The 22,309-nt window shown below is 70.1% G+C and carries 20 protein-coding genes; 16 read left to right on the forward strand and 4 right to left on the reverse strand.

The annotated features are described in order from the left end of the window. The first annotated feature begins 51 nt into the window (after window positions 1–51). The 5 genes from OH146_RS13050 to OH146_RS13070 are packed head-to-tail and all read left to right on the forward strand — an operon-like array spanning window position 52 to window position 6,956. Window positions 52–1,074, forward strand: a complete 1,023-nt coding sequence (locus OH146_RS13050) for a 3-oxoacyl-ACP synthase III (protein ID WP_265161480.1) — start codon at window positions 52–54, stop codon at window positions 1,072–1,074. Further along, window positions 1,071–3,725 carry an alpha/beta fold hydrolase gene (locus tag OH146_RS13055; RefSeq protein WP_265161482.1) on the forward strand — a complete coding sequence of 885 codons (2,655 nt, stop codon included), beginning with the start codon at window positions 1,071–1,073 and terminating at the stop codon, window positions 3,723–3,725. Before OH146_RS13050 ends, OH146_RS13055 begins: the two co-directional genes overlap by 4 nt. Next, window positions 3,722–4,693, forward strand: coding sequence for an NAD-dependent epimerase/dehydratase family protein (locus tag OH146_RS13060; protein WP_265161484.1), 972 nt, complete (start codon window positions 3,722–3,724; stop codon window positions 4,691–4,693). Before OH146_RS13055 ends, OH146_RS13060 begins: the two co-directional genes overlap by 4 nt. Window positions 4,694–4,723: 30 nt before the next feature. Further along, the gene (locus OH146_RS13065; RefSeq protein ID WP_265161486.1) at window positions 4,724–6,493 is read left to right on the forward strand and encodes a proline--tRNA ligase; all 1,770 of its coding nucleotides are present in this window, start codon (window positions 4,724–4,726) and stop codon (window positions 6,491–6,493) included. Between the two features lie 19 nt (window positions 6,494–6,512). Continuing rightward, window positions 6,513–6,956 carry a hypothetical protein gene (locus tag OH146_RS13070; RefSeq protein ID WP_265161488.1) on the forward strand — a complete coding sequence of 148 codons (444 nt, stop codon included), beginning with the start codon at window positions 6,513–6,515 and terminating at the stop codon, window positions 6,954–6,956. 54 nt (window positions 6,957–7,010) lie between these two features. Here OH146_RS13070 and OH146_RS13075 read toward each other — a convergent pair whose 3' ends face one another. Then, window positions 7,011–8,477, reverse strand: a complete 1,467-nt coding sequence (locus OH146_RS13075; protein WP_265161490.1) for an alanine/glycine:cation symporter family protein — start codon at window positions 8,475–8,477, stop codon at window positions 7,011–7,013. 129 nt (window positions 8,478–8,606) lie between these two features. On the opposite strand from OH146_RS13075, the gene nusA reads away from it, so the two are divergent. The 4 genes from nusA to rbfA all read left to right on the forward strand — a co-directional run bounded on the left by nusA (window position 8,607) and on the right by rbfA (window position 13,259). Then, a complete protein-coding gene (gene nusA / locus OH146_RS13080; RefSeq protein ID WP_265161492.1) occupies window positions 8,607–9,608 on the forward strand; it encodes a transcription termination factor NusA in 1,002 nt (333 codons plus the stop codon). Between the two features lie 38 nt (window positions 9,609–9,646). Then, the gene (locus OH146_RS13085) at window positions 9,647–9,925 is read left to right on the forward strand and encodes a YlxR family protein (RefSeq protein WP_265161494.1); all 279 of its coding nucleotides are present in this window, start codon (window positions 9,647–9,649) and stop codon (window positions 9,923–9,925) included. 120 nt (window positions 9,926–10,045) lie between these two features. Then, entirely contained in the window at window positions 10,046–12,748 is a 2,703-nt protein-coding gene (gene infB, locus OH146_RS13090) for a translation initiation factor IF-2 (RefSeq protein WP_265161496.1), read from the forward strand. A gap of 76 nt (window positions 12,749–12,824) precedes the next feature. Further along, window positions 12,825–13,259 (forward strand): 30S ribosome-binding factor RbfA, encoded by a 435-nt coding sequence (gene rbfA, locus OH146_RS13095; protein ID WP_265161498.1) that lies wholly within the window; start codon window positions 12,825–12,827, stop codon window positions 13,257–13,259. Window positions 13,260–13,262: 3 nt separating this feature from the next. Here the strand turns inward: rbfA and OH146_RS13100 are convergent, their stop codons facing one another. Both OH146_RS13100 and OH146_RS13105 read right to left on the reverse strand, forming a co-directional pair. Further along, window positions 13,263–14,126, reverse strand: coding sequence for an HhH-GPD family protein (locus OH146_RS13100; protein ID WP_265161499.1), 864 nt, complete (start codon window positions 14,124–14,126; stop codon window positions 13,263–13,265). A gap of 19 nt (window positions 14,127–14,145) precedes the next feature. Further along, a complete protein-coding gene (locus tag OH146_RS13105) occupies window positions 14,146–15,138 on the reverse strand; it encodes a ketopantoate reductase family protein (protein WP_265161501.1) in 993 nt (330 codons plus the stop codon). Between the two features lie 32 nt (window positions 15,139–15,170). On the opposite strand from OH146_RS13105, the gene truB reads away from it, so the two are divergent. From truB to OH146_RS13130, 5 genes are read left to right on the forward strand one after another with little or no spacing between them, the layout of a single operon-like run. Then, complete coding sequence (gene truB / locus OH146_RS13110) at window positions 15,171–16,091, forward strand: tRNA pseudouridine(55) synthase TruB (protein ID WP_265161503.1); 921 nt, start codon at window positions 15,171–15,173, stop codon at window positions 16,089–16,091. Window positions 16,092–16,121: 30 nt separating this feature from the next. Continuing rightward, window positions 16,122–16,490: a hypothetical protein gene (locus tag OH146_RS13115; protein WP_265161506.1), complete on the forward strand. Its 369-nt coding sequence runs from the start codon at window positions 16,122–16,124 to the stop codon at window positions 16,488–16,490. A gap of 23 nt (window positions 16,491–16,513) precedes the next feature. After that, window positions 16,514–16,963 carry a hypothetical protein gene (locus OH146_RS13120; protein WP_265161508.1) on the forward strand — a complete coding sequence of 150 codons (450 nt, stop codon included), beginning with the start codon at window positions 16,514–16,516 and terminating at the stop codon, window positions 16,961–16,963. Then, entirely contained in the window at window positions 16,963–17,907 is a 945-nt protein-coding gene (locus OH146_RS13125; protein WP_265161708.1) for a bifunctional riboflavin kinase/FAD synthetase, read from the forward strand. The genes OH146_RS13120 and OH146_RS13125 overlap by 1 nt, the downstream gene beginning before the upstream one ends. Beyond that, window positions 17,904–19,148: an MFS transporter gene (locus OH146_RS13130; RefSeq protein ID WP_265161510.1), complete on the forward strand. Its 1,245-nt coding sequence runs from the start codon at window positions 17,904–17,906 to the stop codon at window positions 19,146–19,148. The genes OH146_RS13125 and OH146_RS13130 overlap by 4 nt, the downstream gene beginning before the upstream one ends. A 79-nt stretch (window positions 19,149–19,227) precedes the next feature. Here the strand turns inward: OH146_RS13130 and OH146_RS13135 are convergent, their stop codons facing one another. Then, the gene (locus OH146_RS13135) at window positions 19,228–20,142 is read right to left on the reverse strand and encodes an ROK family protein (RefSeq protein WP_265161512.1); all 915 of its coding nucleotides are present in this window, start codon (window positions 20,140–20,142) and stop codon (window positions 19,228–19,230) included. A 136-nt stretch (window positions 20,143–20,278) separates the two neighbouring features. Between OH146_RS13135 and OH146_RS13140 the strand changes: the two genes are divergently transcribed. Both OH146_RS13140 and deoC read left to right on the forward strand, forming a co-directional pair. Beyond that, complete coding sequence (locus OH146_RS13140) at window positions 20,279–21,295, forward strand: sugar-binding transcriptional regulator (RefSeq protein WP_265161514.1); 1,017 nt, start codon at window positions 20,279–20,281, stop codon at window positions 21,293–21,295. Between the two features lie 22 nt (window positions 21,296–21,317). Beyond that, the gene (deoC, locus tag OH146_RS13145; RefSeq protein WP_372508511.1) at window positions 21,318–22,304 is read left to right on the forward strand and encodes a deoxyribose-phosphate aldolase; all 987 of its coding nucleotides are present in this window, start codon (window positions 21,318–21,320) and stop codon (window positions 22,302–22,304) included. Window positions 22,305–22,309 lie beyond the last annotated feature (5 nt).

The raw sequence follows: 22,309 nt of genomic DNA on the forward strand, positions 1-22,309 counted from the left end.
ACTCGTCATAGCGTCAACTCGTATGAGCACGAGTGAGCGCGAGGCGATCCGGTGAGCGGCAATGCCACATTCCGTCATGGGAATACTTCCCTGCTCTCGATCGCGACGACGACCGCTCCCATCGTGGTCACGTCCGAGGAGATCGACGACCGTCTGAGCGCCTCTCTGCGCCGACTTCGCCTTCCCCGCGGGCTTCTCGAGCGGGTGGCGGGGGTGCGGGAGCGTCGACAGTGGGATTCGAGCATGAATTTCGCCGAGGCGGCGACGGATGCTGCGGCTCGCGCCCTCGCCGAGGCGCAGGTCGACCCCTCCGACGTCGGTCTCATGATCAACACCTCCGTGACGCGCAAACATCTCGAGCCCTCCGTCGCGGTGAGCATCCACCACGGTCTGGGGTTGCCGTCGTCGGCCATGAATTTCGACGTGACGAACGCGTGCCTCGGCTTCGTCAACGGCATGACGCTCGCGGCACAGTTGATCGAGTCGGGGCAGGTGAAGTACGCCGTCATCGTCGATGGTGAGGACGCCGATGAACTGCACGTCAACACCCTGGAGCGGCTGTCGGGCTCTGACCTGACGAAGGCGGAGTTCGTGGAGGAGTTCGCGAGTCTCACGCTCGGCTCGGGCGCGGCCGCGGCGGTCCTGGGGCCGAGCGACATTCATCCCGAGGGCCACCGCATCCTCGGGGGCATCACGCGCTCCGCGACCGAGCACCACAACCTCTGCGTGGGTGACGTCAAGGGCATGTTCACCGACGCGAAGCGGCTCCTCGCGAGCGGCATGGAACTCGTCATGGCCGCATGGAACGAGGCCAAGCGCGACTGGGACTGGGGGTCGATGGACCGCTACATCACGCACCAGGTCTCGGCCGTGCACACGGGCGGCATCATCAAAGCGGCGAAGCTCGACCGTTCGCGGGTGCCCGTGACCTATCCGACCCTCGGCAATGTGGGCCCCGCCTCCCTGCCCATCACGCTTGCGATGGAGGCGCCCTCGCTCAAGCGCGGTGACCGGGTGCTCTGCATGGGTGTGGGCTCGGGCCTCAACACCGCGATGACCGAGATCGCCTGGTGAGCCGGGGGGCGCAGCATCCGCCGGCCGGGCTTCCCGGCCTCGACCCGCGCTTCTCACGTCTGGTCCGGGTGCCCTCGCGCAGTGGAGCGCAGCACGAGTGGCACCTGCTCGACAACGCGCATGTTCTCGCCGAGAGCGGCGTGGAGCCACAGGGCACGATCCTGTGCGTGCACGGCAACCCCACGTGGTCGTACCTCTGGCGTGGTCTCGTCGCCGCGGCGACCCGGCAGGCTCTCGCCGGCGGCCCCGCCTGGCGCGTCGTCGCGGTCGATCAGCTCGAAATGGGGTTCTCCGAGCGCACGGGCCGGATGCGACGGCTGGCCGACCGGGTGGCCGACCTGGGCGAACTGACGGACGCACTGGGGCTCGGGGGTCCCGTCGTCACGCTGGGACACGACTGGGGCGGCGTGATCTCCCTTGGCTGGGCGGTCGACCACCCCGAACTGGTGGCGGGGGTCATGGCGCTCAACACGGCCGTGCACCAGCCCGGGGATGCGCGCATTCCGGCCCCGCTCCGGCTCGCCCTCGCGAGGCCCGTCCTGGAGACGGGCACGAGACGCACGACCGCCTTCCTCGACACGACACTGCGGCTCGCGCACCCGCCCCTGCCGCGTGAGGTGCGGTCGGCGTATTCGACGCCCTATGCGAGCGCGGACCGGCGACGCGGCATCCGCGACTTCGTCGCCGACATCCCCGTCGACGAGAGCCATCCGAGTCATGCTGAACTCGAACGCATCGCGGAGGGCGTGCGCGAGCTCGAGGTGCCCGCCCTCTTCGTGTGGGGGCCTCGTGACCCAATTTTCGGCGACCGCTACCTCGCCGACCTGACCCGGCGGATGCCGCATGCCGACGTGCACCGCGTGGAGGGCGCCGGTCATCTCGTCGCCGAGGACGCCGACTACGCCGAGATCGTTCTCCGCTGGCTCGAAGGCAGGTTGAGCCACCCCGCCAGGGCCGTGTCGAAACCCGCGCCCACCAACGACCACCCGCCCCTGTGGTCGATGCTCGACTCCCTCCGCGACAGCGACGCGGCGGCCCTCGTCGAGATGGCGCCGCGCCGCGCGCCCGGGCCCCGCAGTGTGAGCTGGCGGCTCCTCGCCCGCCGCGTCGACGAGATCGCCTCGGGGCTCGTCGCTCACGGCGTGCGCAGGGGCGACCGCGTCTCGGTGCTCGTCCCGGCGGGCGCCGACCTCACGGCCGTGCTCTACGCCTGCCTGCGCATCGGTGCCGTCGTGGTCGTCGCCGACGCGGGGCTCGGCGTCGCGGCCCTCAGTCGGGCGGTGCGGGGGGCGTGGCCCGATCACGTCATCGGCATCGAACGGGCCCTGGTGGCGGCGCAGGTGCTCGGCTGGCCCGGGCAGCGCTTCTCGACACGGCGGCTCGCCACTCCCGTCGCCCGTGCGCTCGGCGTCACGGCGAGCCTCACGGAGCTCGCGGACGTGGGTCGACGCGACCTGCGCCTGCCGACCGAGCCAGGCCCCGGCGATCCTGCCGCGATCCTCTTCACCTCGGGCTCGACTGGCCCGCCCAAGGGTGTCGCCTACACGCACGGGCAGCTCTCGGCGCTCGCCGCCCTCTTGCGGGATCGCTACGAGATCGCGCCCGGCGACGGCCTTGTCGCGGGGTTCGCCCCCTTCGCTCTCCTGGGCCCCGCGCTCGGGGCGACCTCCGTCACACCCGACATGGATGTCACGGCGCCCTCGACCCTGACGGCGGTCGCTGTCGCGGAGGCCGCAGCGGCGGCCCGCGCCCGCGTCGTCTTCGCCTCGCCCGCCGCCCTCACGAACGTGCTCGCGACGGCCGAGCGGCTGCGTCCCGAGAACCACGCGGCGCTCGCGGAGGTCACGACGCTCCTCTCGGCGGGCGCCCCACTCTCGCCGCGCCTGCTCGAGCGGGTCGCGCGGCTCATGCCCGCGGCATCCGTGCACACGCCCTACGGCATGACGGAGGGCCTCCTGCTGACGGATGTGACGTTGGAGGGCATCCGCGAGGCAGAGGGCAGCGGCGAGGGGGTCTGCGTCGGCGTGCCCGCTGCATCCGCGCGCGTGCTGATCAGTGCCCTCGACGAGCGTGGCCGTGCGACGGGGGAGCCGAGCAACGCCCCGGGCGTGACGGGCGAGATCGTGGCGTCGGCACCGCACCTCAAGGATCACTACGACCGGCTGTGGGCGACGCAGGCGGCGAGCGAGGCGGATGTCACGGACTCCCGCTCCGGCGAACGCTGGCACCGCACGGGCGACGTCGGGCACCTCGACGCGCAGGGCCGCCTCTGGGTGGAGGGACGCCTGCCGCACGTGATCGTGACCGATGGGGCCGTGCTCACCCCCGTCGGCATCGAGCAGCGGGCGGAGGCGGTGCCGGGCATCCGCCGTGCGGCCGCCGTGGGCGTGGGCCCGCGGGGGACGCAGCAGCTCGTGATCGTCGCCGAGACAGAACCCGCCGTGCGCGGTCCCCGGCTCGCGGATGCACAGCTCGCGGGCCGACTGCGCGCGGCGACCCGGCTGCCGCTCGCCGCCGTGCTGCTCGTGCCGCTGCTGCCGACCGACATCCGCCACAACTCCAAGATCGACCGTGGGGCACTCGCCGAATGGGCGAGCGCGGTGCTCGCGGGCGGTCGCCTGAAGAGACCGGCACGGGGGAGGCCCGCATGAGGGTTCTGGTCACGGGCGCGAGCGGGGCGCTGGGGGGCGATGTCGCCCGCCTGCTGCTCGGGTCGGGGCACGAGGTGCGCACGCTGCAACGCCGGCCGTCGGGTGTCGAAGGCGCCGAGGACGTGCTTGGCAGCGTGACGGATGCCGCGGCTCGCGAGCGGGCGTGTGCGGGCGTCGACGCGGTCGTGCACCTGGCGGCGAAGGTTTCGATGGCGGGGCCGCTCGCCGAGTTCGAGGCGACCAACGTCGCGGGCACGGCGGAACTGTTGGCTGCTGCCCGGCGCGGCGGCGCCACTCGCTTCGTGCACGTCTCCTCGCCCTCTGTGGCCCACTCGGGCGACCCGATCATGGGGGAGGGGGCTGGCCCCGCCGACCCCGAGCGAGCCCACGGTCCTTACGCCCGCACGAAGGCGCGCGGCGAACTGCTGGCGCTCGCCGCCGACGCACCCGGCTTCGCCGTCGTCGCGGTGCGCCCCCACCTTGTCTGGGGTCCCGGCGACACGCAGCTCATCGGCCGCATCGTCGAGCGGGCGCGGCGCGGAACCCTGCCCCTGCTGGGTTCGGGCGCCGCACTCATCGATACGACGTACCGCGACAACGCGGCATCCGCTCTCGTCGCGGCCCTTGATCGGGCCGAGGCGGCGCACGGTCGCGCCTTCGTCGTGACGAACGGCGAGCCCCGAACGATCGCGGAGCTCTTCGAGGGGATCTGCCGCGCCGCGGGGGTCCGGCCGCCGCGCTGGAGGGTTCCCGCGTCGGCCGCCTACGGAGCGGGTGCCGCGGTCGAGGCACTCTGGTCGTTCCGGCCGGGCGCCGATGAGCCGCCCATGACGCGCTTCCTCGCCGAACAGCTCTCGACCGCGCACTGGTTCGACCAGCGCGAGACCCGCGCGGCCCTCGCGTGGGAGCCCGCCGTCTCGATCGACGAGGGCTTGGAGCGCCTCGCCGAGTCCTTCCGCCGCGCCTAACCTCACCGCCGCCCCGGTAAGTTAGAGGGCGTGTCTACACGCCTCTCCCAGCTCTTCGTCCGCACCCTCCGCGAGGACCCCGTCGATGCGGAGGTCGCGAGCCACCGCCTCCTCGTCCGCGCCGGCTACATTCGTCGCCAGGCCCCCGGCGTCTTCGCCTGGCTGCCGCTCGGCCTCCGGGTGCGTCGGCGCATCGAGCGCATCATCCACGAGGAGATGGCGGCGGCGGGCGCGCAGGAGGTCCTCTTCCCGGCGCTCCTGCCCCGCGAGCCCTACGAGGCGACGGGGCGTTGGGAGGAGTACGGCGACGGCATCTTCCGACTGAAGGACCGCAAGGGCGCCGACTACCTGCTCGCCCCCACGCACGAGGAGGTCTTCACCCTCATGGTGAAGGACCTCTACTCGAGCTACAAGGATCTCCCGCTCACGATCTACCAGATCCAGGACAAGTATCGTGACGAGGCACGCCCCCGCGCGGGTCTCCTGCGCGGCCGCGAGTTTTCGATGAAGGACGCCTACTCCTTCGACTACACGGACGAGGGGCTGGATGCCTCGTACCAGGCGCAGCGCGACGCCTACGAGCGCATCTTCCAGCGACTCGGCCTCGACTACGTCATCGTCAAGGCGGATGCCGGGGCCATGGGCGGGTCGCGCAGCGAGGAGTTCCTCCACCCGACCCCCATCGGTGAGGACACCTTCGTGCGCACGGACGGGGGCTACGCGGCCAACGTGGAGGCCTTCCACACGGTGCCGCCCGCGGCCCTCTCGATCGATGACGCGCCCGAGCCCACCGTCTTCGAGTCGCCCGACACCCCCACGATCGAGACGCTTGTCGCCCTCGCGAACGAGCGCCACCCGCGCGAGGACCGCCCCTGGACGGCCGCCGACACCCTCAAGAACGTCGTGCTCGCCCTCGTGGCGCCCGACGGCGGTCGCGAGCTCGTCATCGTCGGTGTCCCCGGCGACCGCGATGTCGACATGAAGCGCGCCGAGGCGGCATTCTCGCCCGCCGAGGTTGAGGCGGCGACGGAGGCGGACTTCGCCCGCAATCCCGGCCTCGTCAAGGGCTACATCGGGCCCTGGTCGCCCGAGGGCCCCGTGCTGGGCGAGACCTCGTTCACGGGCATCCGCTATCTCCTCGACCCCCGCGTCGTGGAGGGTACGCAGTGGGTCACGGGTGCCAACGAGCCCGAGCGTCACGTCTTCTCGCTCACGGCCGGTCGCGACTTCATCTCGGACGGCATCGCCGACATCGCCGAAGTGCGCGAGGGCGACGAGGCCCCGGATGGCTCGGGACCCGTCGAGCTCGCCCGCGGCATGGAGCTCGGCCACGTGTTCCAGCTCGGCCGCAAGTATGCGGAGGCGCTCGGCCTCAAGGTGCTCGACGAGAACGGCAAGCTCGTGACCGTGACGATGGGCTCCTACGGCATCGGAGTCACGCGCATCCTCGCGGCGATCGCGGAGCTCGGCAACGACGAGCGCGGCCTCATCTGGCCCCGCTCCGTCGCGCCCTTCGACGTGCACGTCATCGCCGCCACGAAGGATGAGACGGTGTACGGCGTCGCGGAAGACATCGTCGCGCAACTCGAGGCGACGGGCGCCGACGTGCTCTTCGACGACCGCCTCAAGGTCTCTCCCGGCGTCAAGTTCGGCGACGCCGAGCTGCTGGGCGTGCCGATCATCGTCGTGGTGGGCAAGGGCGCGGCCGACGGCACGGTCGAGCTGTGGGATCGCCGCACGGGCGTCAAGACGCCGACCCCCATCGCCGAGCTGACGGAAGCGTACCGGCAGCTCCCGTAGCGGCTGCAGGGTCGACGCGATGCTCGTCTTCCGACGCTACCGGCGGATGCTTCGGCCCTCGCTTCTCGTCGCGTTCGCCGTCACCGCTATCGTGACCGTGGCGTTCGGCGGCGGGTACCTGACAGGGAACCCGGCCGGCGTCCTGGGCATCGCGCTGCTCGCCGCGATGGTCAGCCTGGGCGTCACGCTTGCCTCCCTCGCGGGAGCGTTCGTTGCCGTCTGGATCGGGGATCGCCGCATCGAGAAGAGTCGAGCTCGCCGGGTGACGCTCGCGGGGTCGGGTGCCGGGTTCGCCGTGCTTGCCGTGACTCTCGTCCTCGTCGCGCTCGATCGCGGTGCGGGCATGGTCGACTGGAGCGGCGCCTACCTCTCGGTCGGTCTCTTCTGCGCGGTCGTTGCGGCAGGTTGCGCGGCCGTCATGGCCGCCATCATTGAGTTCCCGACCGTCTCACCCGAGGAGTGACGGCTATTCGGCAGGATGACGCCGCCCCGGCGCGATCACTCCGCCGGAAGCGCGTCATCCCCGCCGCGACGTCTTCACGGCCCTGAGCGGCCCCGTCACGGTGTCGGCGTCCTGCCAGAACTCGACGTTCTTGAGCCCCGGCACCTGGTCCTGCGTGAAGACGGGGTCGAGCCCACGCTTCCGCTGTTCCGTGTAGTTTCGCAGCAGCTTGATGGCGATTCGGGAGAGCAGTCCGATGGCGACGAGGTTGATGAGCGCCATGACGCCCATGATCCCGTCAGCCGTCGTCCAGATGAGGGAGGTGGATGCGACGGAGCCGCCGAGCACGGCGAGCACCACGAGCATCCGAAAACCCGTCAGGAGCGCGCGGTTGGTGCTGATGAACTCGAGGTTCGCCTCGCCGTAGTAGTAGTTGCCGAGGATGGAACTGAACGCGAGCAGGAAGATGATGACGCTCAGCAGCACGGCCGACCAGGAGCCGAGGCTCGAGACGAGGGCATCCTGGGTTGTGCTGATGCCCTCCTCGAGCGAGCCGAGGTCGGGGTTGGTGACGAGGATGATGAATGCCGTGATCGAGCAGACGAGGAAGGTGTCGAAGTAGACGCCGAGCGTCTGCACGAGGCCCTGCTTTACGGGGTGGGTCACGGCGGCGGCAGCCCCGGCATTGGGGGAGGACCCGAGGCCCGCCTCGTTGGAGAACATTCCGCGCTGCACACCCGTGAGGATGATCGTGCCGATGAGGCCGCCCGCGATCTCCTGAAATCCGAATGCCCCCGCGAAGATCTCACCGAAGACGCGCGGGATCTCCTGCACGTTCATCCCGACGATGACGAGGCCCACGAGCAGATACAGCACTGCCATCACAGGCACGACCGACTGCGTCACGGAGGCGATCCGGCGCACCCCGCCGAAGACGACGAGGGCGGTGAGCGCTGCGAGGGCGAGGCCCACCACCCAGTTGATCCCGGCACCGTCGCTTCCCGTCGTTGAGGCGATCGTCGCGCTGATGGTGTTGGCCTGCAGCGAGCTGAACGCGAGCGGGAAGCAGAGGATCAGCACGATGGCGAAGAGGATGCCCGCCCAGCGGGCGCCGAGCCCCCGCTGGATGTAGTAGGCGGGGCCGCCACGGAAGGCGTCCCGGTCGCGGGTCTTGTAGAGCTGTGCGAGGGTCGACTCGATGAAGCTGGAGGCGCCCCCGATGAAGGCCATCGTCCACATCCAGAAGATGGCACCCGGCCCACCGACCGCGATCGCGGTGCCGACGCCCGCGATGTTGCCGACGCCCACCCGGGAGGCGGCGGAGATCGTGAAGGCCTGGAAGGCGCTGACGGATTGGGCCCGCCCCGCGGCATCCGTTGGTGTCTTGTTGGCGAGGGTGCGGAACATCTCGGGGATGAGCCGGAACTGCACGACGCCGGACCTGATGGTGAAGTAGAGGCCGAGCCCCGCCACGACGGGAAGCACGATCCACGTCCAGAGTTGCCCGCCTGCCGTCCCGATCCAAGCTTCCAGCGTGTCCATGCGGCCGAGGGTACCCCCGGGGTGGGACGACTTGGAGGGCACGGCGAATATTCGGGGCGGACTCCGGTACCGTAGTCGGGACCCGTGTGGACGTTGCGCGGGAGGAGATCTGAATAGTGGAGGCCCTCGGTGGACATTGACCTGAGCGTGTTGCGGCACATGGAGCGCGAGCGCGAGATCCCGTTCGAGGAGCTTGTCACGATCATCGAACAGGCGATCCTCACGGCCTACCTCAAGCACACGGCGCCCGCCGATCAGAAGCATGAGCAGCACGACACGAGCCGCGCGCGCGTCGAGCTCGACCGCAAGACGGGGCACGTCACGGTGTACGTGCCCGAGTATGACGACGAGGGCAACATCGTCGGCGAGGCGGTGGACAGCCCGAGCGACTTCGGCCGGATCGCCGCCTTCGCCGCCAAGCAGGTCATCAACCAGCGCCTACGCGACATCGCCGACGATGCCGTGCTTGGCGAGTTCAAGGCTCGCGAGGGCGACATCATCGCGGGCGTCGTGCAGCAGGGCCCGAACCCGCGGATGATCCACGTCGACCTCGGCACGATCGAGGCGATCCTGCCCCCCGAGGAGCAGGTGCCGGGGGAGGACTACGCCCACGGTTCGAGGTTGCGGGTCTACGTCACGAGCGTGAGCAAGGGGCTCAAGGGCCCGCAGATCACGGTGTCGCGCACGCACCCCTCGCTCGTGCGCAAGCTCTTTGCCCTCGAGGTGCCGGAGATCGCGAACGGCCTCGTGGAGATCGTGTCGCTCGCTCGGGAGGCGGGTCACCGCACCAAGATCGCGGTCAAGGCGAATGAGCCGGGCATCAATGCGAAGGGTTCCTGCATCGGGGAGCTCGGCCAGCGCGTGCGGGCCGTCACGGCGGAGCTCAACAACGAGAAGATCGACATCGTCGACTACTCCGACGACCTCGCGACCTTCGTGTCGAACGCTCTCTCGCCCGCCAAAGTGAGCTCCTCCTTCGTGATCGACCAGTCGACCAAGGCGGTGCGCGCCCTCGTGCCCGACTACCAGCTCTCGCTCGCGATCGGCAAGGAGGGGCAGAACGCCCGCCTCGCGGCGAAGCTCACTGGCGCGCGCATCGACATCCAGCCGGACAGCATCCTCGAGGATTGATGGCGGGGCTCGCTGCCCTCTCAGCGAGGGAGTGTAGGATGGGACCCGTAAGAACGTGCCTCGGCTGCCGTCGTCGTGCTCCCGCATCCTCTCTTGTGAGATGTGTCGCGCGTGACGGTGCAGTGGTGGCGGATGCGTCCGCCACCCTTCCCGGTCGGGGCGCTTGGGTGCACCCCTCCGAGGAGTGTGTCGAGAAATCCATCAAGCGTAGGGCTTTCGGCCGGGCGTTGAGGGTGTCCTCGGCGCTCGACACCTCGGGCGTGCTGCAGGCTGTTCTTGCATCTCACCAGTCGGAGCCTCCCCATGGGGCTCCCTAACGAAACGGCTGAACGAAACAGTGACACACAATGCGTGACAACTGATGAGCGGCTCGAAATGAGTTCCGCACTCAAGTGATGGCCTGCTCCTGTCCGGGGCCGGCCCGAGACAGGAGAATTGTGGCAAAACCACGCGTGCACGAGATCGCAGCAGAGCTCGGCATTGAAAGCAAGCAGGCGCTCGAGAAGCTGAAGGAGCTTGGCGAGTTCGTCAAGGGTCCGTCGTCGAGCATCGAGCCCCCCGTAGCGCGAAAGCTTCGGGCGGCTCTCGAGGCCGACGGCGTCACGTCGAAGGCTGCCGAGAAGAAGGCGCCAGAGAAGAAGGCTCCGGAGCCGAAGGCTCCCCAGAAGCCGGGCCCGACCCCGTCGCCCGCTCCCGCTGCGGAGACGCCTTCCCCGGCGCAGGCCGCAGGCCAGGCGGACCAGGCGAGCCAGGCGGACCAGGGCAAGGCGCCCGAGAAGCCCGAGTCCCGGCCCACTCCGCCCGCGGGCGGAGCCGCGCCGACCCCGGGGATGCCTCGTCCCGGCGGTTCACGCCCCGGCAACAACCCCTACGCCAGCTCGCAGGGCATGCAGCGTCCCGGCGCTCCGCGCCCGGGCGCCCCGCGCCCCGGTAACAACCCTTACGCGAGCTCGCAGGGCATGAACACGCGGCCGAACCCGGGCAACATCCCGCGTCCTGCCGCGCCTCGTCCCGGTAGCCCCCGCCCCGGCGCTCCGCGTCCGGCGGGTGCGGGTCGTCCCGGTGGTGGCGGCGGTTTCCGTCCCGGCGGTCCCGGTCGTCCGGCCGGTGCTGGCGGTTTCCGTCCGGGTGCTCCCGGCGGTGCTCCCGGCGGCGGCTTCCCGGCTCGTCCGGGCGGCGGCGGTCGCGGTCGTGGCCCCGGTGGCGGTACGGCGGGCGCATTCGGTCGCGGTGGCGGCAAAAGCAAGGCGCGCAAGTCGAAGCGGACGAAGCGGGCAGAGTTCGAGATGCGGGAGGCTCCGTCGATCGGCGGCGTGAGCGTTCCCCGCGGCAACGGCGATACGGTCATCCGTCTTCGTCGCGGCGCCTCGATCACGGACTTCGCCGACAAGATCGACGCGAGCCCCGGAAACCTCGTGACGGTGCTGTTCCACCTCGGTGAGATGGCGACCGCGACGGAGTCGCTCGACGAGGCGACCTTCGAGGTGCTGGGTGCCGAGCTGGGTTACAAGATCCAGATCGTCTCGCCCGAGGATGAGGACCGCGAGCTGCTCGAGGGCTTCGACATCGACCTTGAGCAGGAGCTCGAGGAGGAGAGCAGCGAGGATCGCCTGCCCCGTCCGCCGGTCGTGACCGTCATGGGTCACGTCGACCACGGTAAGACGAAGCTGCTCGACGCGATCCGCGACACGAGCGTGGGCGCGGGCGAGGCCGGCGGTATCACGCAGCACATCGGTGCCTACCAGGTGTCGGCGGAGCACGAGGGCGTCGATCGCAAGATCACCTTCATCGACACCCCGGGTCACGAGGCCTTCACGGCCATGCGTGCCCGTGGTGCCCAGGTGACCGACATCGCGATCCTCGTGGTCGCGGCGGACGACGGCATCATGCCGCAGACGGTTGAGGCGTTGAACCACGCACAGTCGGCCGGCGTGCCGATCGTGGTTGCGGTCAACAAGGTCGACAAGGAGGGTGCGAACCCTGCCAAGGTGCGTCAGCAGCTGACGGAGTTCGGCCTCATCGCGGAGGAGTACGGCGGCGACACCATGTTCGTCGACGTCTCGGCGCTGCAGCGCAAGGGCATCGACACCCTGCTCGACGCCGTGCTGCTGACGGCGGATGCCGGTCTCGACCTGCGTGCCAACCCTGCGAAGGATGCCCGTGGCGTCGCGATCGAGGCGAAGCTCGACAAGGGCCGTGGTGCAGTCGCGACAGTGCTCATCCAGTCGGGGACGCTCAAGGTCGGTGACCCCATTGTGGCGGGCACGGCATACGGACGCGTCCGCGCCATGTTCGACGAGAACGGCGAGACCGTCACCGAGGCGACGCCCGCGCGTCCCGTCGCGGTGCTCGGACTCACGTCGGTTCCCCGCGCGGGTGACACCTTCATCGTCACGGACGACGACCGCACGGCTCGGCAGATCGCCGAGAAGCGTGAGGCCGTCGAGCGCAACGCGACGCTGGCCCGCAGCCGCAAGCGCCTCAGCCTCGAGGACTTCACGAAGGCTCTCGAGGAGGGCAAGGTCGAGTCGCTCAACCTCATCATCAAGGGCGACGTCTCGGGTGCCGTGGAGGCGCTCGAGGAGTCGCTCATGGACATCGAGGTCGACGAGTCGGTGCAGCTGCGCATCATCCACCGTGGTGTGGGTGCGGTGACGGAGAGCGACGTGAACCTGGCGACGATCGACAACGCGATCATCATCGGCTTCAATGTCCGGCCTGACACGAAGGCTCGCGAGCGTGCTGCCCGCGAGGGTGTCGACGTGCGGTTCTACAACGTCATCTACAACGCGCTCGAGGACATCGAGAACTCGCTCAAGGGCATGCTCAAGCCCGAGTTCGAGGAGGTCCAGTCGGGTGTCGCGGAGATCCGCGAGGTGTTCCGTTCCTCCAAGTTCGGCAACATCGCGGGTGTCATCGTGCGCTCCGGCACGATCACGCGCAACGCGAAGGCGCGCGTCATCCGCGAGGGCGTCGTGATCGCCGACAACCTGGCGATCGAGTCGCTGCGTCGCTTCAAGGACGACGTCACCGAGGTCAAGACCGACTTCGAAGCCGGTATCGGCCTTGGCAAGTACAACGACATCCAGATCGGCGACGAGATCGAGACGATCGAGATGAAGGAGAAGCCGCGCGGCTGACGCCAGCGGCAGGAGCGGGTGTCGTCGACGCGCGGCGACGGCGGCACCCGCTCACCCACTACTGAGGAGCAGGGCAATGGCTGATCCCACCCGGGCGGCTCGCATGGCCGACCACATCAAGCAGATCGTTGCGCGGCGCCTCGAGCGCGGCCTGCGTGATCCGCGTCTCGGTTTCGTGACGATCACGGATGTCCGTGTCACGGGCGACCTGCAGCACGCGAGCATCTTCTACACGGTGTACGGCAGCGATGAGGAGCGGGCCGATTCGGCTGCCGCCCTTAAGTCGGCGACCGGGATGCTGCGGAGCGAGGTCGGCAAGAACCTCACCTCGCGCCTCACCCCCACGATCGAGTTCATCCCGGATGCACTTCCCGAGAGTGCGAAGCACATCGAGGACCTGCTCGCGGAGGCACGCCAGCGCGACAGCGAGACGGAGCGCCAGAAGGGCTCAGCGAAGTACGCGGGTGACGAGGATCCCTACGTCAAGCCGCGCGAGGTCGAGCGCGACTGAGCGTCATGGCAGCGCGTAGCCGCCGCCTGTGTGCGTGACGAGACCGTCGCGCTCGAGGCCCGTGAGGGCTCGCGCCAGCTGCTCGGCGTCGGGCCAGAGCATCCGCAGTTCCTCGTCGAGCACGGGGATGTCGGCACCTCGCAGCTCGCGCAGGATGATGCCGCGCACCTGCCGGTCGCTGCCCTCATAGCGCGCCTGGGTACGTGCTCGCGGCCCCGTGTAGTCGGGGTATCCCGCGCGTCTCCACGCGCACTGCTCGGCAATGGGGCAGGTGTCGCAGCGGGGGCTGCGGGCCGTGCACACGATGGCGCCGAGCTCCATGACGGCGGCGTTCGTGACACGGGAGGCTGCGACATCCGTTGGCAACAGCGCCTCCATGGCGGCGAGGTCGCGCCGCGTGGAGGGCGGGCCGGCTTGGCCCTGCCCATCGATGGCGCGCGCGATGACACGGCGCACGTTGGTGTCGACAACGGGGTGGCGGTGGCCGTAGGCGAAGACGGCGACGGCCCGCGCGGTGTAGTCGCCGACCCCGGGCAGCGCGAGGAGTTCGTCGACGTCCTCCGGCACGATGCCGCCGTGACGATCCGCGATGGCGGTCGCGGCTGCGTGAAGGGCGAGCGCGCGGCGCGGGTAGCCAAGACGCTCCCAGGCGCGCACGGCGTCTCCAGGGGGCGATGCGGCGAGGTCGGCGGGCGCGGGCCAGCGCTCGAGCCACTGGGCGAGTCGAGGGATCACGCGGGCGACGGGCGTCTGCTGCAGCATGATCTCGCTCACGAGGGTGCCCCAGGGCGTGAAGCCGGGCTCACGCCACGGCAGATCGCGACCGTGATGCGCGAACCACTCGTTCACGGTCTCGCTGATCGTCACCGCACAAGCCTAGAGGCCTTCAGCATTTAAGCGCCGCGAGGGTCTCGGTGGTGCTGAGGAAGCGGCCGGTGCGCTCGACCTCGTGCACGAGCTCGGTGAGCCTTGCGTTGAGGGGCGCGTCGAGTCCGAGCTCGCGGGCGGCGGCGACGACGGCGCCGTTCAGGTAGTCGATTTCGCTCGGCTGGCCGCGGCGGATGCTCTGCAGCGTCGATCCCGGATTCGGCACGTCTCCGAGGTAGGCCCGCAACAGCAGGGGCAGCGTCTCGGCGTGGGCGGCGTCCCCTTCCCCGATGCCGACGAGCATGCTGTGGGTGACGCCCATGACCTCCTCGAAGCGCACATCCGAGGCGAGCGCGATCCGCGCGGCCTCACGCATGCTGAGCGCCATGATGCGCCGGAGCCCGTCGTGGTCGATGACCTCCTGCACGCTCAGGCCTGTGATGGCGGGCAGTGCGTTGAGCTGGTTGATCATGAGTTTGGTCCAGCGGGCGCCCGCGAAACCCTCGACGACCGTGACGGGCACGGCATCGGCGAGCACGGATGCGACGGCATGCGCGCTCCCGGCGTCGCCCGAGGTCACGCCGAGCCAGGTGCCTGCGGGGGTCGTGACGACGACCTCACCGGGGGAGCGGTAGGTCGCGGCGATGAGCGAGAGGGCGCCGATGACGGGTGTCCCCGGCAGCTCTGCGGCGACCGCCTCGAGACCGCCGAGCCCGTTCTGCACGACGACGACGGGGGTGCCGTGCAGGTGTTCAGCACTCGTGCGGACGGCGGCCGCAGCATCCATCGCCTTGGTCGCGACGATGGCGAGTTCGGGGCGCCGCGTGAGCACCTCACCCGCGCGGACGCGGGCCGTGTGTTCGCCCCACGCGCCCGAGAGTCGGATGCCGTGCTCGCGGATGGCGGCGAGCCCCGGCCCGCGCGCGGTCACCTCGAGGTCGTGGCCGGCCCGATCGAGTAGCGCCGCGAGGGTGCCGCCCATCGCCCCCGCGCCGAGCACCGCGATCCGCATGCCACCAGCCTACGGCGGTAGCGTTGTGGGCGATGACTGCTCCCGCCTCCCCACCGGCCCCCTCGGGCATCCTCCTCGTCGACAAGCCGCAGGGCATCACGAGTCACGACGCGGTCTCCCGCACCCGCCGGCTCGCCCACACCCGCAAGGTGGGGCATGCGGGCACGCTCGATCCCATGGCGACGGGCCTGTTGATGCTCGGCATCGGCAGTTCCACCCGCCTCCTCACCTACCTCGTCGGGCTCGACAAGCAGTACACGGCCACGATCCGGCTGGGGGTCGCGACGACGACCGACGACGCGGAGGGCGAGATCACCGAGACGACGGATGCCTCGGGCATCGAGCCCGCCCGCGTCGAGGGGGGCATCGCGGCCCTCACGGGCGAGATCGAGCAAGTGCCCAGCACTGTGAGCGCGATCAAGGTCGACGGCAAGCGAGCGTATGCGCGGGCGCGCGCGGGGGAGACGGTCGAGCTGAGGGCCCGCCCCGTCGTGATCTCCGAGTTCGCCGTGCTCGCCCCGCCGCGGCCGGTGGGCACCGCGCTCGACGTCGATGTGCGGGTGACGTGCTCCTCGGGCACCTACATCCGCGCACTCGCACGTGACCTGGGGGCCGCGCTCGGCGTCGGTGGGCATCTCACGGCCCTGCGTCGCACTCGCGTCGGGCCGTTCGCGGTCGAGGATGCCCTGCCGTTGCCCGAGCGGGGCGCCGAGCTCGATGTGGCCCCGCTCGTACTTGATCCGGCGGCGGTCGCGGGTGCCCTGTTTCCCACGGTCGAGGTCGACGCCGAGACGGTGCGGATGCTCGAGAACGGTCGCCGCGTCGCGCTGACGGGGGCCGAGGCATCCGCGGGGCCCCTCGCCGTCATCGCGCCCGATGGTCACCTCGTGGGGCTCGTCTCCTATGACGGGGTGCAGGCGCGGGTGCTCGTCAACTTTCCGACCGGTTCCTGAAGCGGCGCGCTTGCTGTAAGGATTGTCAGCATGGTCGAGTGGTTCACGGTGCTGCAGGTGGCGGTCGCGGTCGCGGCGGGCCTGCTCTGTCTCGTGCTGGGGCTCGTCGGTCGGCTTCCGAGCGATCTGACGTTGGGGGCGACGGCGGTCGTCTTCGTGTTCCTGCTGGGCCAGGTCGTCGTAGCGCTCATCGCCCCCGCAGTCGGCAACGTCGCCTCCGGCAGTCTGCTCGAGTTCTGGATGTACCTCGTCTCTGCCGTGCTCCTGCCGCCGCTCGCGGTCTTCTGGGCGCTCGTCGAGCGCAACCGCTGGAGCAATGTGATCCTCGGCGTCGTGTGCTTCGCGGTCGCCGTCATGGTGTGGCGGATGAACGAGATCTGGTTCGTGCAGGTCGCCTGATTCCATCGCCTAATCTTGAGAGGATGCCTTCCCAGTCCTCTTCCCGCGCCGTCGGCGTCGGCCGCGTGCTGATCGCCGTCTACGCGGTGCTCGCGATCGCGGCGACGGCCCGGTCGGTCGTGCAGATCGTTGAGCGTTTCGAGGAGGCGCCGCTCGCCTACTTGCTCTCCGCCGTGTCGGCGATCGTGTATCTGGCGGCGACGGCGGCACTGCTGGGCCGCGGACGCGTGTGGTACGTGGTGGCGCTCCTTGCGATCGTTTTCGAGCTCGTGGGTGTGCTCACGGTGGGCGTGTTGAGTCTCACGATGCCCGAGCTCTTCGCCCATCCCTCCGTCTGGTCGGGCTTCGGCTACGGCTATGCGTTCATTCCCCTCGTGCTTCCGATCCTCGGCCTCGTCTGGCTCGCCGTGCGGCGCCCGGGGGCGGATGCTCGTGGCACATCCGCTGAGCATGTGATGGTGGCACCGCGATGATGCAGTGCTTCCGCTCCCTCGGAGAGGTTCCTGAGGGCTTCGGGCCGAGCGCGGTCACGATCGGCAAGTTCGACGGTGTGCACGCGGGCCACCGGGCGGTCATCGATGAGCTCAGGAGCATTGCGGATGCGTCGGATCTCGTGCCGACTGTCGTGACCTTCGACCGCCATCCGCTCTCACTGCTCGACCCGGAGCACGCGCCCGCGGCGCTCATCAGCAACGAGCAGAAACTGGAGAGGCTCGAGGCGGCGGGGGTGCGCGCGACACTCATGCTGCCGTTCGACGCGGGCTTCGCCGCTCAAAGTCCCGAGGAGTTCGTCGAGCGGGTGCTCGTGGGAGCCCTCGCGGCGCGCATCGTCTTCGTCGGCAGCGACTTCCGCTACGGGCATCGAGGCGCAGGCTCGGTTGAGACTCTGGAGGCGGCCGGGCGGGAGCACGGCTTCGAGGTGCGCCTGGTCGACGATGTGCGCGCACGGGAGGGGCGGCGCGCCTCGTCCACGTGGATCAGGGAGGCTCTTGCGGCCGGCAGCGTGGGAGAGGCGGCTGAGGTTCTCGGCACACCCCCGACCGTGCGCTCGGTCGTCGTGCCGGGAGAGCGACGGGGGCGCGAGCTCGGCTTCCCCACTGCGAATCTCCGCCCGAACCCCGAGGGGCTCATCCCGGCGGACGGTATCTATGCGGGGTGGCTGACGGTCGATGGCACGACCTATCCCGCGGCCATCTCCGTCGGCGACAACCCGACCTTCGAGGGGGTGCCAGCGCGCCAGGTGGAGGCTTATGTGCTCGATGAGGACATCGATCTCTATGGGCGCACGGTCGAGGTCGCGTTCGTCGAGCGCTTGCGCGGCATGTTGAAGTACACGACGATCGAGGCGCTCATCGAGCAGCTCGGCCGTGATGTGGAAGACACTCGGCGGGTGCTGGGGCTCCCGTCCGCCCCGTGAGCCGCGAGGGCGGAAGCACACCGCCGCTTCCCCTGTGGGCGGGCCGGGCCGCGGCGTTGCTCGGCATCATGCTGGTGGCATTCAACGTGCGCACGGCGGTCTCGGCGATCGCACCCGTGGCCGAGCGGATCGCCGAGGAGATCGACCTCGGCGCGATCGAGTTGGGCGTCATCGGCACCGTGCCCCCCATCGCCTTCGCGGTCGCCGCTCTCTTCGGCGCCGCGATCGCGCGGCGTGTCGGCCTCGAGTGGCTCCTCGTCATCGCGATCGTCGCGATGGTCGTCGGCCACGTCGTGCGGTCTGTCGCGCCCGACTTCTGGGTCCTCCTCGCCGGCACGATCGCCGCCCTCGCGGGAGCGGGCATCGGCAATGTCCTGCTGCCGCCTCTCGTCAAGCGCTACTTCTCCGACCGCATCGGGCTCGTGACGGCCGTGTATGTCGGCCTCGTGTCGGTCAGCGCTGCCGTGCCGTCCACGCTCGCCGCCCCCGTGACGGATGCCGCGGGGTGGCGCTTCTCACTCGGCGTGTGGGCGATCGTGGCCGCCGTCTGCCTTCTGCCGTGGCTTGCAATCCTCGTGCGGGACCGTCGGGCTCGTGCCGCCGCGGATTCCTCGTCCTCACCCGTCGCGCCGCGTCTACCGCCTGGCATCTGGGGCTCCCGGGTCGCCTGGGCGGTCGCGCTGACCTTCTCGCTCTCGTCGGCTCACGTCTACGCCGCATTCGCCTGGCTGCCTCTGCTGCTGGTCGAGCTGACGAACGTCGGCGAGGCGGAGGCGGGAGCGATGCTCGGGGTGTACGCCCTCATCGGTCTTCCCGCCGCGCTTATCATCCCGCCGCTCGCTCAGCGCCTGCACGACGTGTCGCGCCTGCTCTATCTCGGCATCGCCTTCTTCATCTCCGGCTACGCTGGCCTGCTTCTCGCGCCCACGTTCGCGCCGTGGCTCTGGGTCGTGATCGCGGGCGCCGGGGCGATCACCTTCCCGCTCGCGCTGACCCTGATCAACCTGCGCACTCGCACCCAGGCGGGGTCGATCGCGCTGAGCGGTTTCGCTCAGGGGGTGGGATACACGATTGCGGCGGGCGGCCCGTTCCTCTTCGCCCTGCTGCACGATCTGAGCGGCGGATGGCACCTGCCGCTCTACTACCTCATCGGCACAGCCGTGCTGACGGGCATCGTGGGGCTGGAGCTGCGCCGCCCCCTCATGCTGGAGGACGAGCTCGAGGCGAAGTCTCGGCGCTGATCCGTCCGCGCTGATTCGCCCGCGCTGATTCGCCCGCGCTGACCCGCCCGCGCTGACCCGCCCGCTCCGACCCGCCCCTTCAGGGGCGGTGGATGAGCGCCGCCGCCCCCACGAGCGGACCCTCGTCGGAGAGCCCCGACGGCAGCACGCGAACTTTGCGCACGAACTCCCAGCTGGTGCGCTCGCGGATGGCGGCACGGATGTGGTCGAAGAGTTCGGGCGCGACGCGACTGAATCCACCGCCGATCGCGACGGCCTCGAGGTCGCAGAGTGCGGTGGCGGAGGCGATCGCGCGGCCGAGCGCGGTCCCCGAGCGGGCGACCGCCGCCTGCGCCACCTCATTGCCTGACGCATGGGCGGCGGCGAGGTCCTCGCCCGTGTCGCCACTCCAGCCCTGGCGGCGCGCCCACGCGACCGTCTTGGGTCCCGAGGCGATGGCCTCGAGGCATCCGATGCCCCCGCACGCGCAGGGGTCCTCGAAACCGGCGACCTCGACGTGCCCGATGTGCCCCGCGTTGCCCGTTGTGCCGTGCACGGGGCGGCCGTCGACGATGAGCCCGCCGCCAACGCCCGTCGACACGATCATGCCCATGCTGGTGCCGCAGCCGCGTGTGGCCCCGGTCCAGTTCTCAGCGAGGGCGATACAGAGTCCGTCGATCTCGAGCCGAACGGGCACTCCTGGCACGGCTGCCTCGAGTTGCTCCCGAAGCGGGTGGCCGCGCCACGCGGGCACGTTGAGGGGGCTTACGCGCCCCGCATCGCGGTCGATCGGTCCCGCCGAGCCGATCCCGACCCCGGCGAGGTTTGCCGTCGGTGGCAGGGCGGCGAGGGCTCCGGCAGTGACGTGCTCGACGGCGCTCTCGAGGACGGATGCTTCGGCCCGCGCCCCCGTCGCTTGACGGTGTCGGCTGCCTGCGAGCATCCGCCCGTCCTCGTCGATGAGGGCTGCTTCGACCTTGGTTCCGCCGAAGTCGACGGCGAGTGCGAGCGGCATGGGGCCAGCGTAGTCCCGCGGAGAGCGTCTCCCTATCTGCTCATATGAGCACCATTGGCAACTTATGTTGTTAGCCCCGTCGCTCCGGCGTAGCCTTGTCGGGACAGTGTGTGCAAGGCGAGAGGGCGGTGGCGACGTGTCAGATGAGCTCCTCATGGTGCGCGCCGCAGAGCTCTACTACGAGGACGGCAAGACCCAGGACGAGATCGGGGCCCTGCTGCGCACGACGCGCTGGAAGGTGGGGCGGCTGCTCGCGAAGGCCCGCGACCGCGGCATCGTGCGCATCGAGATCGTGCACCCGCGCGCACGCCGCCTCGCGCTCGAACGCCTTCTGCGGGAGCGCTTCGGACTCGCCGACGCGATCGTCGTGCCCGCCGCGGATGACTCCGAGGTGCAGGCGAGCGTCGCCCGCGCCGCCGCCGACTACCTCGCGGCCTTGCGACCCGTTCCGCGCGTGCTCGGCATCAGCTGGGGGCGCACACTCAGCGCGGTCGCCGAGCGGCTCGCGCCCGGCTGGGCGAGCGAGGTGCGGGTCGTGCAGATCAACGGCGGCATCTCCCTCAGCAGCAGTCCCGGCAGTGGGGCGGGCAGTGCCGCCTCGACGGCGGCGATGATCGCGCAGAAGGCCGGCGGGCAGGCGATCCTGTTGCCGAGCCCCGCCATCCTGGAGCATGCCGCGACGAAGGCCGCGATCGAGTCCGACCGCACGGTCGCGGGAGTCCTGCAGCTCGCGGGCAGTGCCACGGCATTCCTTTTCAGCGCGGGTGTCGCGGATGCGAGCAGCGTGCTGGTCGAGAGCGGCTACTTGACGGCCGACGACGTCGAAGCGCTCGTCGAGCGCGGCGCCGTGGGGGATGTCGTGGGCCGTTTCATCGACGCCTCGGGTCGCATCGTCGATGACGCGCTCGACGCCCGCACGGTGGGCATCGGCCATGACGCGCTGCGCGCCGCGAAGACCTCCGTGCTCGTCATCGCGGGGGAGTCGAAGCATCCCGTTGCCCGCGCCGTCGTCTCGAGCGGCCTGTGCTCTGTCATCGTGACCGATGAGGCGACGGCACAGGCGCTCACCCAGGAGCCCCAAAAGCAGCACTCCGCGGGGCCGCAGAACTCATCGCTTTCGCCACAGCAGACGCAGGGAGTCCCTCATGCCTGACCATTCGACGACGACCTCGCTCATGCCCGCCGAACGGGCGCTGCGGATCATTGGTTCCGATCTCAGCGAGTCGAGCCTCACGCGGCACCTCGACGGTCTGCCCGGCGTCGACGCTGTCGGGCTCGAGGCGCGGGCGGCCGCGCTCGGCTCGCGGTCGATCAAGACCAGTTCGAAGGCTTGGGCGATCGATCGCATCATCTCGCTCATCGATCTCACGACGCTGGAGGGAGCAGACACTCCCGGCAAGGTCTCCTCGCTCGTCGCGAAGGCCATCACGCCCGACCCCGCCGAACCCGCAACCCCCCGCGTCGCGGCCGTGTGCGTCTATGGCGACATGGTCCCGGATGCTGTCGCGGCGCTGGGCGCGCATCACGGCGACCCCGACGAGGGCGGTATCGCGGTCGCGGCTGTCGCGACTGCCTTCCCGAGCGGGCGCTCCTCCCTCGCAATCAAGCTCGCCGACACAGCCGACGCGGTCGCCGCGGGGGCGGACGAGATCGACATGGTGATCGACCGCGGCGCCTTTCTCTCGGGACGCTACGGGCTGGTCTTCGACCAGATCGTCGCGGTCAAGGAGGCGTGCCGCAAGCCCGATGGCAGCTACGCGCAGCTCAAGGTCATCCTCGAGACGGGAGAGCTGAACACCTACGACAACGTGCGTCGGGCATCCTGGCTCTCCATCCTCGCGGGCGGTGACTTCATCAAGACGAGCACGGGCAAGGTGCAGCCCGCCGCGACCCTCCCCGTCACGGTCAGCATGCTCGAGGTCGTGCGCGACTGGCACCGGCTCACGGGTGAGAAGGTCGGAGTGAAGCCCGCTGGTGGCATCAGCACCTCCAAGGATGCGATCAAGTACCTCGTTGCCGTCGCCGAGGTCGTGGGGGAGGAGTGGCTGCAGCCGCACCTGTTCCGCTTCGGCGCGTCGAGCCTGCTCAACGACGTGCTGCTGCAGCGCCAGAAGCTCGCCACCGGCCGGTACTCCGGCCCCGACCACGTGACCGTCGCCTAAGGAGC

This window comes from Homoserinimonas sedimenticola, from assembly GCF_026094475.1.
Classification (GTDB): Bacteria; Actinomycetota; Actinomycetes; order Actinomycetales; family Microbacteriaceae; genus Homoserinimonas; species Homoserinimonas sedimenticola.

Bases quoted from the DNA above. Each gene is read 5' to 3' on its own strand.
- OH146_RS13085 (WP_265161494.1), top strand. From the start codon at position 9,647: ATGGGACCCGTAAGAACGTGCCTCGGCTGCCGTCGTCGTGCTCCCGCA.
- rbfA (WP_265161498.1), top strand. From the start codon at position 12,825: ATGGCTGATCCCACCCGGGCGGCTCGCATGGCCGACCACATCAAGCAG.
- OH146_RS13135 (WP_265161512.1), bottom strand. From the start codon at position 20,142: ATGCCGCTCGCACTCGCCGTCGACTTCGGCGGAACCAAGGTCGAAGCA.
- truB (WP_265161503.1), top strand. From the start codon at position 15,171: ATGACTGCTCCCGCCTCCCCACCGGCCCCCTCGGGCATCCTCCTCGTC.
- OH146_RS13105 (WP_265161501.1), bottom strand. From the start codon at position 15,138: ATGCGGATCGCGGTGCTCGGCGCGGGGGCGATGGGCGGCACCCTCGCG.
- OH146_RS13125 (WP_265161708.1), top strand. From the start codon at position 16,963: ATGCAGTGCTTCCGCTCCCTCGGAGAGGTTCCTGAGGGCTTCGGGCCG.
- deoC (WP_372508511.1), top strand. From the start codon at position 21,318: ATGCCCGCCGAACGGGCGCTGCGGATCATTGGTTCCGATCTCAGCGAG.
- OH146_RS13120 (WP_265161508.1), top strand. From the start codon at position 16,514: ATGCCTTCCCAGTCCTCTTCCCGCGCCGTCGGCGTCGGCCGCGTGCTG.
- OH146_RS13075 (WP_265161490.1), bottom strand. From the start codon at position 8,477: ATGGACACGCTGGAAGCTTGGATCGGGACGGCAGGCGGGCAACTCTGG.
- OH146_RS13115 (WP_265161506.1), top strand. From the start codon at position 16,122: ATGGTCGAGTGGTTCACGGTGCTGCAGGTGGCGGTCGCGGTCGCGGCG.
- OH146_RS13060 (WP_265161484.1), top strand. From the start codon at position 3,722: ATGAGGGTTCTGGTCACGGGCGCGAGCGGGGCGCTGGGGGGCGATGTC.
- OH146_RS13070 (WP_265161488.1), top strand. From the start codon at position 6,513: ATGCTCGTCTTCCGACGCTACCGGCGGATGCTTCGGCCCTCGCTTCTC.